Genomic DNA, 11,422 nt, shown 5'->3' with positions numbered 1-11,422 from the left:
GACGAAGGGGGGAGATCCGGGCGCGAACGGGGATTGGGTGGCGCGAATGGTTGGGTGTCAGACGGGCGTGACAGGAAGCGGCTTCGCCATCTCCGTCGTCCCATTCCACCCCAGACCTTCATAAAGTGGCCGCCCTTGTTCCGTGGCGTGCAATATCGCGTACGTGACGCCGCGCCGCGCGAATTCATCGTCGGCGAGCTGCATGAGCTTGCGCGCGAGGCCACGCCGGCGCGCGGCGGGCTCCACGTAGACGTTGAGCACATACCCGCGCTGTGCGGTTTCGGGATGCATGGGGTGCGGCGGCCAGTCGATCAGCATGAGCCCGATGCCCGCCACCACCGCGTCGCGCACGCTTAGCACGTAGCCGAAATACGAGCCATCCGCGAGACGCGGCCTGAGCCACTCGCGAAAGTGCGCAGTCATTGTGCGCAGCGTGGCCTCATCGCGCCCGGCCTCGCGAAACATCGCTTCTCGATGGCGGCAGATCAGTTCGAGGTCTTGAACATCGATCGCTCGGGTATCCACGCGGTTCTCCTGCAAAAGGGGACCGCACAGGGTAACTCAACCCGGCGGCGCGTTTTCGATTTCCCGCAAGATCTCGTCGAACGGCGCAGGCTTCACGAGATGCCGGTCGAAGCCAGCCTCGCTCGCGGCCTGGCGGTCGCGCTCCTGGCCATAGCCCGTGAGCGCGATCAATTGCACGCGCGCAGTGGCGGGCTCGGCGCGCAGCGCCTTCGCGAGTGCGTGGCCATCCATGCCGGGCAGGCCGATGTCGAGTATCGCCACGTGGGGCCGGAAGCTCTGCGCGAGCGCGAGCGCGCTCGGGCCGTCGTGGGCTACGCGCACCTCGTGGCCTTCGAGTTCCAGCAGCATGAGCAGCGACGAGGCGGAATCGACGTTGTCGTCGGCGATCAGCACGCGCCTGCGCTGCGGTGCCGCTTGTTCTCCGGCGCCTTGCGTCTGCTCGCGCGGCGCTTCGCACTGCGTCGCGCGCGCGAGCGGCAGGCGCACGACGAATTCCGAGCCGTGGTCAAGCCCGTCCGAATGCGCGCTTACCGAGCCGCCGTGCAGTTCCGCGAGTTCGCGCACGAGCGCGAGGCCGATGCCGAGGCCGCCGTCGGCGCGCTTCAGGGCTTCGCGCGACTGCATGAAAAGTTCGAAGACGTAGGGCAGTTCGTCGGGCGCAATGCCGATGCCGTTATCGCGCACGCGAATCAGGATGTCGTAGACGTCGGCTTCGAGCCGCAACGTAATGGCGCCGCCTTCGGCCGTGTACTTCGCGGCGTTGGAAAGCAGGTTGCTGATGATCTGCGCCACGCGTATGGCGTCGCCGGTCACATGGCACGGCTCGCAGTCGATCTCGACCGTGAGCGTTTGCGACTTCGCGTCGAGGAAGGGGCGGCTCGTTTCCACGGCGATCTGAACGATCTCGCGCAGGTCGAGCGTGCTCATCTGCAGCGCGATCTTGCCGTGCGAGATGCGCGAGACGTCGAGCAGGTCGTCGACGAGGCGGCCGAGATGCTCGACCTGGCGGCTCGCGATCTGCCGCGCGTCGGCGCGCATGGTGTCGTTCGCGCCGTGGCGCGGGTCGAGCAGTTCGATGGCGTTGCGGATCGGCGCGAGCGGGTTGCGCAGTTCGTGCGCGAGCGTCGCGAGGAAGCGGTCCTTGCGGCGGTCGGCGTCGCGCAGCGCTTTTTCGGCGGCGTAGAGGCGCAGGAGCGCGCGCACGTTCGCCACCAGCTCGGCGGGCTCGACGGGCTCGGTGAGGTAGCTGTCGGCGCCGCCGTCGAGCGCGAGAATCTTGTCGCGCGTCTGCACCGCGGCGGCGGAAGTTTGCAGCACGAGCGTGGAGTTCGTTTCCGGGTCGGCCTTGATGAGGCGGCACACCTCGATACCGCTGATGTCGGGCAGTTTCACGTCGAGCAGCACGATGGCGGGCGCCTGTTCGCGCACCGCTTCGAGCGCGGCCTGGCCCGTCGCGGCTTCGATCACGGCGTAGCCGGCGTGGCGCAGCACGCGCGACTTCACATAGCGCGCGCCCTCGTTGTCGTCGACGTTGAGGATGAGCGTGGCGTGCGCGTTCATGGCGCCGCGTCCCCGGAGGTCTCGCGTTCGTCCTCGACAGACGAAGCGAGGCGCACCGGCACGACCAGGCGGAACGTCGAGCCCACGCCGGGCTCGCTTTCCACGCCCACTTTGCCGCCGAGCAGCGCCGCGAGCTTGCGGCACAACGGCAGGCCGAGACCCGTTCCCTTCACGCGCTGCTGCAGGCGGTTCTGCACCTGGCCGAACTCCTCGAAAATGATCTGATGGTGCTCGGGAGCAATTCCGATACCCGTATCCGCGACAAAGAAGGTGATGCGCTCGTCGTCGCCGTCGCGCTGCATGCACTGGGCGCCCACGCGAATCTGCCCGTGCTCGGTGTACTTGAGCGCGTTCGAGACGAAATTGCGCAGGATCTGCGTGAGCTTCGGTTCGTCGGTGTAAAGCTGCGGCAGGCCTGCCGTGGGGCCGAATTCGAGCGTGACGTCAGGCGTGTCGAGCAGTGGCATGAGCATCGTGCGCAGCGCGGCGAAGAGGTCGGCGGGCGCGAACCACGCGGGCACGACTTCGGTCTTGCCGGCTTCGATCTTCGCGAGATCGAGCAGGTCGTTGACGGTCTCGCCCAGGCTTTCCGCAGACGAAAGAATCAGCCTGACCTGGCGCTCCTGCTCCACGCTCAGGTCGCCGTCGAGCCGGTTGAGCAGCAGGTTGGCGAGCGCGCGGATCGAACTGAGCGGCGTGCGCAATTCGTGGCTCATGTTCGAGAGAAAGCGCGTTTTCATCATGTCGGCGCGGCGCAGTTCTTCGGCGCGCTCGTCGAGTTCCGCGTAGAGCGCCACTACGCCGCGGTTGGTTGCCTCCAGTTCCTGCGTGAGGCGCGAGAGTTCTTCCTGGCGTTCGCGCAGTTCGTCGAGCGCCGTGACGAGTTCGCGGTTCTGCTGCTGCAGTTCTTCGAGCGAGTCGCCGTGCGCGCCTTCTTGCGGACTGCGCCCGGATAGTTCGCGCACGATGCGCTCGAGTTCTGCGCCGCCCACTTCGCCGCGCTCGTGCGGCAACTCGCGCGCCATGGTGACGGTCGTGCCGCTTGTCGAGGAGCGAATGTCGAAGCGGTCCATGAGGCGGCGACTGCCGGTAATGCCGAGGCCCATGCCGCCGGGCGATCGATACGTGCCGTCGAGCACGGCTTCGAGGTCGCGCACGCCGGGGCCGCGATCGCTTACCTGCACGGCAAGCGCCTCGTGTGGGCGCTCGTCGTCGAGCGCGAAGGTGACTTCGCCGCCGCCCGCGTATTCGAACGCATTGCGGGCGATTTCGGAGACGGCGCTCGCAATGCGCGTCTGGTCGAGCGGCGAGAAGCCGAGGCCGGCGGCTAGCTCGCGTGCGCGGCGGCGCGCGGCGACGACGTCCTGGGCGGTCTCAAGCCGGATGCGCAGCAGGGGCTTATTCATGATTCAACTGTACTCCGGGGCGTGCGCGCACGACGACGACGGTGGCGTCGTCGCGCCGGCGCGCGAAGTCTCGGTAGAGAACGGCCGCGATCACGACTGCGGGCTGGTTGGCGAGTCCCGGCCAGGCGGCGAGGTCCCAGCGGGTGCCGATGCCGTCCGAGTGCAGGACGAGAAGCGCATTCTCGCCCCACGTCAATTCGAACTCCTGGATGCCGCGCATCGTGTGGCCCACGATGCCGTTGCGCGAGGTGAGCTGGTAGCACTCGCGCGCGGACGGCGTGCCTGCGCCGGGACGTGCATGGCCGGCAGAGGTGCGGCTATCGGCGGGGCGTCCCGCGCCATACGCGACCGCAGAGATGTTGCCCGTGCCGCAAAAGGCGAGCGCGCCGCGCGTGAGGTCGATGCGCACGAGCGCGAGCGCGGCGCCGCGCGTGGGGCGCAGCGCCGCGTGCGAGAGATCCATGAGCGCGGCAGGCGCGAGGCCGGCGCGGCGGCGCAGCACGTCGAGCGCGGCTGCGGCGGCCACGTGCGCTTCGGCGCCGTGGCCGAGGCCGTCGGCGAGCGCGAGCGTGAGGCCGCTCTGGTCGCCCTGCGCGATCCACCCGTCGCCGCACACTTCCTCGCCGGGGTGGGGCACGCACACCGCGCCGATCTCGGGTCCGGTGAATGGCGGGCGTGCTCCATTGCCGCCGCTTTTCTGCACGAGCACGCGCAGCACCGTGCCCGCGCCTGGCTGGGAGTAGACGGCGAACTGGTTCGAGAGCCGCCGTATCGCGCCGAGCCCGGTGCCGGGTGTACCTGCCGTGGAGTGGCCGTCGGCAAGCGCGGCGCCCACGTCGGTCATGCCGGGGCCGCTGTCGAGCGCGATCAGCTCCACCGCGCCTTCCAGAGGGCGCACCAGCAGTTCGCCGTGGCCGGCGTGCTTCAGGATGTTGGTGGCCGCTTCCGTGAGCACGATCGCGAGGCGTCCGGCGTCGGTCTCGGTGAGCGCGGCAATGCGCGCGGCTTCGGTGGCGCCGCGGCGTGCAAAGGCGACGCCGCTTGCGTCGCCGATCTCGAAGGATCGGTGGGTGCCGCCGGCAGAACCGGCCGCACCGTCTAGCGTACTTTCCATTTCGTGATGGTGACCGTTGTGCCGCCACCCGGAGTCGATACGATCGTGAATTCGTCGCACAGGCGCCGCGAGCCGCCGAGTCCCAGACCCAGACCGTTGCCGCTCGTGAAGCCGTCCTGCAGTGCGCGCTCGATGTCAGCAATACCCGGACCCCGATCCACAAACGAGAGCCGCAGGCCCACGCGCACGCCGCTTTCCAGCAATTCGAGCCGCGCATCGCCGCCGCCGCCATGCTGGAGTGTGTTGCGTGCGAGCTCGCTCGCCGCCGTCACGAACTTGGTCTGCTCGATGAGCGAGAACCCCTGCGCGATGGCGGCGTCGCGCACGATCTGTCGCAGCCGGACAATTTCCTCGTCCGAGCGCAGGCTCACTTGTGCCGCAAGCCTTCCGGTCGTGTCGTTGCTATTCATGATCGAATGCAAGAGACGTGCTAACTAACGGAATAATGGGACCTAACGGAGCTGGCGCTGCTTGAGCAACGCCATGCCTTTTTCGACGTCCAGCGCGGTACGCACCCCCGAAAGCGTGAGACCGAGCTCGACCAGCGTGATCGCCACAGAGGGCTGCATGCCGACCACCACGGTCTGCGCGTCGAGCACCATCGCCATGGCGGCCGTGTTGCTGATCATGCGGCCGATGAACGAGTCGACCACGTCGAGTGCCGAGATGTCGATCAGCACGCCCTTGGCCGACTCCTTCACGATGCGCTCCGTGAGGTCGTCCTGGAGTGCGATCGCGAGGCGGTCGTGCATGTCCACCTGGATCGTGACGATCAAACAGTCGCCCAGGCGCAGAATCGGAATGCGTTCCATCGTGTGCGTTTCCCGTGCTTCAGTTGCGCTGAGTGTCACTCAGGCCGCGGCCTTCGGCGAAATGATGGTCGCGCCGATGCGCGTGAGCGCGATGACGAAGGCGTCCGCGAGCGTGGACTTGGTCGTGACGTTGGTGAGGTCGACGCCCAGGTGCACGATGGTCTGCGCGATCTGCGGACGGATGCCGCTGATGATGCAGTCCGCGCCCATGAGGCGCGCGGCGGCCACGGTCTTGAGCAGATGCTGCGCAACGAGCGTATCGACGGTGGGCACGCCCGTGATGTCGATGATCGCGAGGCCCGCGCCGGTGTCGACGATCTTCTGCAGCAGGCTTTCCATGACGACCTGGGTGCGCGAGGAGTCGAGCGTGCCGATGAGCGGCAGCGCGAGAATGCCTTCCCAAAGCTGCACGACAGGCGTGGAAAGCTCCAGCAACTCTTCCTGCTGGCGCGCGATGATCGCTTCGCGGCTTCTCTGGAAGACGTCGGTGGTATAGAGGCCAAAGCCGTCGAGCAGCAGGTTCACCTGCCAGCTCACCTGGGCGAGCTCGGCGGGGTTTTGCGCATAGGCCTCGCGCAGCCGCGCGTAAAGCGGCTCCTTGAACGAGAACACAAAGGTGGCCGTCTCGACCGGCGTGTAGCCCTGACGCGCGCGATGCGCCGACATTTCCGCGAGGAACGCGCGCACCGGCTCCCACTCGGGACGGCCCGAGTCGAAGGTTTCGGTGTTGGGCAGCGTGTCGAGAAAGACAGCGAGGAAGGCGGAGAACTGCTCGCGAATTTCCCCTTCCATCGCGAGGCCGCGGCGCAGCGCGATCGGCAGATGCAGGCGCAGCCATTCGGCAAGCAGCGTGTCGCGATGCTGGCCGAGGATGTCCGCAATGCGAACCTGTTCCGGTATGTTCATGCGATCTCCTGAGCGAGGGGCGCGCGCCTCGTCGTCGTCGAGACGAACCGCTGAACCTTACACCATCGTATCGATTCGATCCCAATTGATCTGCGATTGAATCAGATACGCGCGCATGAAAGGCGAGCGAGCGGGCGCGCTTGCGGCTGTATGCGTTTTTCGTGCCCGGTTGTCCGTGTAACGACTGCTGGGCCGTGCCTGCGCGGGGCTTTCCACTTTGCCGTGAGCCGCTTGTATTTTTTACAGGGCGCAAGTTGTGGGCGAGTTCGTGGCCATCGCGAGGGGCGTGGCCGGGCGCGGCGTGACGAGATGGTATATGTCTTGCTTCATAGCTTCCGCCCATCACAATCCGGTCCGCACCGAGGAGCACCGCAGCCATGGAGCCCGAATCCATTTCCCGCCAGTCATCGCCGTTATCGACGACGTCCGCGCCACTGGGAGGCGCGCCCGCTTCTGGCGAGACCGAGTGGAAGGAGGGCGCCGAGGACAGCGAAGGCGACCCGATGCCGGCCGTGTTTCCGCGCCTCTCGTTTTGTGTTGCTTGGCTTTTCGGGCTGGAGGCGTTCCTCGCGCAGTCCGATGCGCGTGCGCGCAGGCCCCGCGCGTGAATGCACGAGCGGCGCGAGTGCCACGAACCGCACAACGTTCCGACCTGACGGCGCACGACCCGCTAGACTGAGCGCTGGCGTGCGCTCGCGATGCGCCCGGCTTCCCGCGCTCACGCGCCGCGATGCCGGTGGCGCCTGTTCATCGCGCCGGCTCTTCGATTGCGCGCCGCTTCGCCCCTCCCGCCATTGCCCAGAGATATCGATGACCAGGTTATTCCGCATGACCGCGCTTCTTGCGTGGTGTCTGTCGTTCCTGCCCGCCACGGCGGCGTTTGCCCAATCTGCACAGGTGGACCAGTCGGACCCGCAGGCGCTCATCAAGACCGCCACGCAGCAAGTGCTCGACGAAGTGCGCACGAAGTCCATCGCGCCCGACGACATCGCGCGCATCCAGGACATCGTCAACCGCGACATTCTTCCGTACGTCGATTTCCGCCGCACCACGCGCCTCGCCATGGGGCCGCATTGGCGCACGGCCACGCCCGAGCAGCAGACGCAGATCGAGCAGCAGTTCCAGTTGCTGCTGATCCATCTCTACTCGGGCGCCATCGCGCAACTGAAGCCCGACCAGAAGATCGACTACCCGCCCATGCGCAGTTCGCCCGGCGACACCGACGTTGTCGTGCGCACGCTCGCGCAGACCAGCAGCAATCCGGTTGAAATCGATTACCGCCTGTACAAGACGCCACAGGGCTGGCGCCTTTATGACCTGAACGTGCTCGGCGCGTGGCTGATCCAGACCTATCGCCAGCAGTTCAACGAGAAGGTTCAGCAGGGCGGCGTGGACGGACTCATCCAGTTCCTCACGGCGCGCAATCAGGAGCTCGTGTCGGGCAAAACGCAAACGCAGTGACGCGCGGTTTTTGCGTCTCCCCCTCGCGACCTGCGAAAATCTGGACGGGCGCGCCAGCGGCCTGCGCTTTGCGCGCGTGAGGCGCAGTACCATTTTGAGGCGCGCGACGTGCGTGTTGAGGGGTCGTGCGCTTGCCCGAGCTAGCGCGGCCTGATGCTTCTTTTTTTTGCCGATCCGATCTGACATGAATTTCCCGCTGCCGCCGCAGGGCCGACGCAACCGGGTGTTTCCGCCAAGCCCGCCCACGCTGCACACCCTCGCCTCCGTCGTTACCGGCGTGGTCGTGGTGTGCGGCCTGTATTTTGGGCGCGCGGTGCTGATTCCCATTACGCTCTCGGTGCTGCTGAGCTTTCTGCTGGCGCCGCTCGTGACCATGCTGCGGCGCTTTCATGTGCCGCAGTTCCTCGCCATTCTCGTTGCGGTGCTTTCCACCGTGCTCGCGCTCGCCGGCGTGGGCGCGCTGATCGCCGCGCAGATCTATCAGCTTTCCGCCTCCCTGCCGCAGTATCAGGAAGAGATCGAGCAGAAAGTGCAAACGGTGCAGGAAAAAACCGTGGGCCGCGCCGACTCGCTCATGTCGCGCGCCGCTACCGCGCTACAGCGCGTGACGCCCACGCCGCCGCCCGCGCCGCCGCAGCCGCGCGGGCGCGCGGCACGCAACCAGCCGCAGCCGCCCATGCAGGTGGAGGTCCATACGCCCGCGCCCACGCCGCTTACGCTCGCGCAAAAGGCGCTTGCCCCAGCTATCGCGCCGCTCGAAACGACCTTTATCGTGCTCGTGGTGACGATCTTCATCCTGTTTCAGCGCGAGGACCTGCGCGACCGGCTCATCAGCGTGTTCGGCTCCGATGATCTGCACCGCACCACGACCGCCATCAACGACGCCTCGCAGCGGCTCTCGCGCTACTTCGTCGCGCAGCTCGGCGTGAATGTCACGGTGGGCGGGGTGATCGCGCTGGGGCTGGCGGGCATCGGCGTGCCGGGCGCGCTGCTGTTCGGCGCGGTGGCGGCGCTCATGCGCTTCGTGCCGTACATCGGCATCTGGATCGCTGCGGTCATGGCGACGATCGTAGCCGCAGCCACGCAGCCGCAGTGGACCATGGGCGTGACGACGCTGATCTTCTTCATCGTCGTGGACGTCGTGGCCGGGCAGTTCGCCGAGCCGATGCTTTACGGCCGGCGCTCGGGTCTCTCGCCGCTCGCGGTGGTGGTGGCGGCGATCTTCTGGAGCTGGCTGTGGGGGCCGGTGGGGCTCGTGCTTTCCACGCCGCTCACCCTGTGCATCGTGACGCTGGGCCGCTATGTGGACCGCCTGAACTTCCTCACGATCCTGCTGGGCGACCAGCCCGCGCTCACGCCCGCGCAAACCTGCTACCAGCGCCTGCTCGCAGACGACCCGCACGAAGCGCTGCTGCAGGCGGACCGCCTGCTCACGAGCATGCCGCTCATCGACTACTACGAGCAGGTGGTGTTCGAGGGCCTGCGCTTCGCACGCAACGACGCCTTGCGCGGCGTGCTGCCCGCCGAGCAGGTCACGCGCATCAACCAGGCGCTGCTCGATATCGTCGAAGACCTCGAATCCGTAGACGATTCGCGCCACGCCGCAGCCGGGGAGGAGGGCGCGAAACGCGCCGCCGAAGGTGCGGGCGACGGCGCGAGGGTGATCGAATTCACGCTTTCGCCGGACGCGGGGGAGGTGCTCTGCGTGCCCGGACGCGGCGCGTTCGACGACGTGGCGGTGGCGATCGTCGGCCAGTTGCTCATGCGGCGCAATATTCCCTGCACGGCCACCACGTACGACGAAGTGCGCGCCACGCGCGGAGCCACGATCGATGAGCGCTCGCCGGCCATCTGCGTGGTGTCGCTCGATGCACCCGAGTCGGCGCCTTACCTGCGCAATCTCGTGCGGCGTCTGCGCGAGCGCGCGCCCGAAGCGACGATCGTAGTGGGCATCGGCGCGGCGCTGCGCGACGACGGCGCCGGCATTGCCGACGACCCCGACACGCTCTTTCCCACCTCGCTGCGCAACCTCGTCGAGCAATGTGGCGCGGCGCTCATGCCGGGTCAAGCGCTGACGGCCGAAAAGAGGGTAATAACCCCGCATATGCAGGATCAATATAGTGCTGGAGCGAAATTGTGACAGTCATGCCCGTGTCACATTGAACCTCGAATATATGCGGCCCTGTGCCCCTGGTTGCGGCATGAAAGTTACTGGGAGACGACATTGCTGAGCCCTAAGGAATTCGCCACGCTGATGCTGGTCCGCCATTCGCCGGACCAGATCGACATGAATCGCCAGGAACTGGACACGCTGCTCGAGCGTCAGCTGGTTGCGCTCGAGCAATGGACGGAAGGTCACCGCCGGCTGTCGCTCACGATTGCCGGCCGCTCGCTGCTCGAAGCGGTGGGGCGGCTGGATGAGGTGACGGGACTGCCCCAGGGGTTTGGCAACGAGCGCCTGGCCGCCGGCCTTTGATTGCTTTGTAGTCCGCCTGCTTGCGGCCCGGCCATGAATGGTGCCGGGCCGTGTCTTTATGCAAAACACATTTTCCTGGCCTGTATTTATTGAGGCATGCCAGGTAGTTGTGCGCTTTTTCCCACGTATGAGGGCGTGATCGTCTTGTGTCCCCCAAAGGACGCTGATACGCTTGTCCGATCCGCTGGCCCCATGAGACAACGCCGGCACCCCCTGTCTTACGGAACGATTGCGGCAGGCGTTTTCCTGTACGGGTATTTCCCCATCGCCCGGCCGGGTAGCGCTCGTCAAACTGACTCCATCCTCCAGAGTCTTTCCCAACTCACCTACCCCCTAAAGCAAAAGGAGGATCTATGGCAAAGCGTATCGCCTACGTGACCGGCGGCATGGGCGGCATCGGAACGGCCATCTGCCAGCGTCTGCACAAGGACGGCTACACGGTGATCGCGGGCTGCGGCCCGAACTCACAGCGCAAAACGCGCTGGCTCGACGAGCAGAAGGCGCTGGGCTACGAGTTCATCGCGTCCGAAGGCAACGTGGCCGACTGGGACTCCACGGCCGTAGCGTTCGAGAAGGTGAAGAAGGACGTTGGCGAGATCGACATTCTGGTCAATAACGCGGGCATCACCCGCGACGTCGTCTTCCGCAAGATGACGCATGAAGACTGGATTGCGGTGATCGACACCAACCTGACGAGCCTCTTCAACGTCACGAAGCAGGTGATCGACGGCATGATCGAGCGGGGTTTTGGGCGGGTGATCAACATTTCGTCGGTGAACGGGCAGAAAGGCCAGTTCGGTCAGACGAATTACTCCACGGCCAAGGCCGGCATTCACGGTTTCACCATGGCGCTAGCGCAGGAAGTGGCGACCAAGGGCGTGACGGTCAATACCGTTTCGCCGGGCTATATCGGCACGGACATGGTGAAGGCGGTGAAGCCCGAAGTGCTCTCGAAGATCGTCGACAGCATTCCGGTGCGGCGCCTCGGCGAGCCGCAGGAAATCGCCTCGATCGTGGCGTGGCTAGCGTCCGACGAAGCGGGCTTCTCGACGGGCGCAGACTTCTCGCTCAATGGCGGTCTGCACATGAGCTGAGTTTTGCCGCGGCTGCTTGCGCGGCGATTGTGGGCATAACGAAGTTTTCGGGCGGGAGCGGCGTCAAG

General features: G+C 66.3%; 12 protein-coding genes. 5 read left to right on the top strand and 7 right to left on the bottom strand.

Features of this window, described 5'->3' with window-relative positions:
- Nucleotides 1-57 precede the first annotated feature (57 nt).
- Genes VSR72_RS22980 through VSR72_RS22950 form a run of 7 tightly spaced genes read right to left on the bottom strand, consistent with a single transcriptional unit; the run spans nucleotide 58 to nucleotide 6,323 of the window.
- Complete coding sequence (locus VSR72_RS22980; RefSeq protein ID WP_342954622.1) at nucleotides 58-525, bottom strand: GNAT family N-acetyltransferase; 468 nt, start codon at nucleotides 523-525, stop codon at nucleotides 58-60.
- A 36-nt stretch (nucleotides 526-561) separates the two neighbouring features.
- Nucleotides 562-2,085 carry a response regulator gene (locus VSR72_RS22975; RefSeq protein WP_342954621.1) on the bottom strand — a complete coding sequence of 508 codons (1,524 nt, stop codon included), beginning with the start codon at nucleotides 2,083-2,085 and terminating at the stop codon, nucleotides 562-564.
- On the bottom strand, nucleotides 2,082-3,491 hold the full coding sequence (locus VSR72_RS22970) for an ATP-binding protein (RefSeq protein ID WP_342954620.1): 1,410 nt from the start codon (nucleotides 3,489-3,491) through the stop codon (nucleotides 2,082-2,084). The genes VSR72_RS22975 and VSR72_RS22970 overlap by 4 nt, the downstream gene beginning before the upstream one ends.
- Nucleotides 3,484-4,605 carry an ATP-binding protein gene (locus VSR72_RS22965; protein WP_342954619.1) on the bottom strand — a complete coding sequence of 374 codons (1,122 nt, stop codon included), beginning with the start codon at nucleotides 4,603-4,605 and terminating at the stop codon, nucleotides 3,484-3,486. The genes VSR72_RS22970 and VSR72_RS22965 overlap by 8 nt, the downstream gene beginning before the upstream one ends.
- Nucleotides 4,590-5,015: an ATP-binding protein gene (locus VSR72_RS22960; protein WP_342954618.1), complete on the bottom strand. Its 426-nt coding sequence runs from the start codon at nucleotides 5,013-5,015 to the stop codon at nucleotides 4,590-4,592. Before VSR72_RS22960 ends, VSR72_RS22965 begins: the two co-directional genes overlap by 16 nt.
- A 42-nt stretch (nucleotides 5,016-5,057) precedes the next feature.
- Entirely contained in the window at nucleotides 5,058-5,417 is a 360-nt protein-coding gene (locus tag VSR72_RS22955) for an STAS domain-containing protein (protein ID WP_342954617.1), read from the bottom strand.
- A gap of 39 nt (nucleotides 5,418-5,456) precedes the next feature.
- Nucleotides 5,457-6,323: an STAS domain-containing protein gene (locus tag VSR72_RS22950; protein WP_342954616.1), complete on the bottom strand. Its 867-nt coding sequence runs from the start codon at nucleotides 6,321-6,323 to the stop codon at nucleotides 5,457-5,459.
- A gap of 377 nt (nucleotides 6,324-6,700) precedes the next feature.
- Between VSR72_RS22950 and VSR72_RS22945 the strand changes: the two genes are divergently transcribed.
- The 5 genes from VSR72_RS22945 (at nucleotide 6,701) to VSR72_RS22925 (ending at nucleotide 11,354) form a co-directional block, all read left to right on the top strand.
- Complete coding sequence (locus tag VSR72_RS22945; RefSeq protein ID WP_342954615.1) at nucleotides 6,701-6,931, top strand: hypothetical protein; 231 nt, start codon at nucleotides 6,701-6,703, stop codon at nucleotides 6,929-6,931.
- 220 nt (nucleotides 6,932-7,151) lie between these two features.
- The gene (locus tag VSR72_RS22940) at nucleotides 7,152-7,784 is read left to right on the top strand and encodes an ABC transporter substrate-binding protein (RefSeq protein ID WP_342954614.1); all 633 of its coding nucleotides are present in this window, start codon (nucleotides 7,152-7,154) and stop codon (nucleotides 7,782-7,784) included.
- A 184-nt stretch (nucleotides 7,785-7,968) separates the two neighbouring features.
- Complete coding sequence (locus tag VSR72_RS22935; protein WP_342954613.1) at nucleotides 7,969-9,924, top strand: AI-2E family transporter; 1,956 nt, start codon at nucleotides 7,969-7,971, stop codon at nucleotides 9,922-9,924.
- Between the two features lie 84 nt (nucleotides 9,925-10,008).
- The gene (locus tag VSR72_RS22930) at nucleotides 10,009-10,260 is read left to right on the top strand and encodes a hypothetical protein (protein WP_342954612.1); all 252 of its coding nucleotides are present in this window, start codon (nucleotides 10,009-10,011) and stop codon (nucleotides 10,258-10,260) included.
- 353 nt (nucleotides 10,261-10,613) lie between these two features.
- The gene (locus VSR72_RS22925; RefSeq protein ID WP_342954611.1) at nucleotides 10,614-11,354 is read left to right on the top strand and encodes a 3-ketoacyl-ACP reductase; all 741 of its coding nucleotides are present in this window, start codon (nucleotides 10,614-10,616) and stop codon (nucleotides 11,352-11,354) included.
- Nucleotides 11,355-11,422 lie beyond the last annotated feature (68 nt).

The sequence above is a fragment of the Paraburkholderia sp. JHI869 genome (assembly GCF_038900775.1).
GTDB lineage: Bacteria > Pseudomonadota > Gammaproteobacteria > Burkholderiales > Burkholderiaceae > Paraburkholderia.
This window is presented reverse-complemented; position numbering and strand designations above follow the sequence as displayed.

What these genes read in the sequence shown, in the direction of transcription:
- VSR72_RS22975 (WP_342954621.1), bottom strand. Translation starts at nt 2,085, where the DNA reads ATGAACGCGCACGCCACGCTCATCCTCAACGTCGACGACAACGAGGGC.
- VSR72_RS22940 (WP_342954614.1), top strand. Translation starts at nt 7,152, where the DNA reads ATGACCGCGCTTCTTGCGTGGTGTCTGTCGTTCCTGCCCGCCACGGCG.
- VSR72_RS22935 (WP_342954613.1), top strand. Translation starts at nt 7,969, where the DNA reads ATGAATTTCCCGCTGCCGCCGCAGGGCCGACGCAACCGGGTGTTTCCG.
- VSR72_RS22960 (WP_342954618.1), bottom strand. Translation starts at nt 5,015, where the DNA reads ATGAATAGCAACGACACGACCGGAAGGCTTGCGGCACAAGTGAGCCTG.
- VSR72_RS22945 (WP_342954615.1), top strand. Translation starts at nt 6,701, where the DNA reads ATGGAGCCCGAATCCATTTCCCGCCAGTCATCGCCGTTATCGACGACG.
- VSR72_RS22965 (WP_342954619.1), bottom strand. Translation starts at nt 4,605, where the DNA reads ATGGAAAGTACGCTAGACGGTGCGGCCGGTTCTGCCGGCGGCACCCAC.
- VSR72_RS22925 (WP_342954611.1), top strand. Translation starts at nt 10,614, where the DNA reads ATGGCAAAGCGTATCGCCTACGTGACCGGCGGCATGGGCGGCATCGGA.
- VSR72_RS22955 (WP_342954617.1), bottom strand. Translation starts at nt 5,417, where the DNA reads ATGGAACGCATTCCGATTCTGCGCCTGGGCGACTGTTTGATCGTCACG.
- VSR72_RS22950 (WP_342954616.1), bottom strand. Translation starts at nt 6,323, where the DNA reads ATGAACATACCGGAACAGGTTCGCATTGCGGACATCCTCGGCCAGCAT.
- VSR72_RS22970 (WP_342954620.1), bottom strand. Translation starts at nt 3,491, where the DNA reads ATGAATAAGCCCCTGCTGCGCATCCGGCTTGAGACCGCCCAGGACGTC.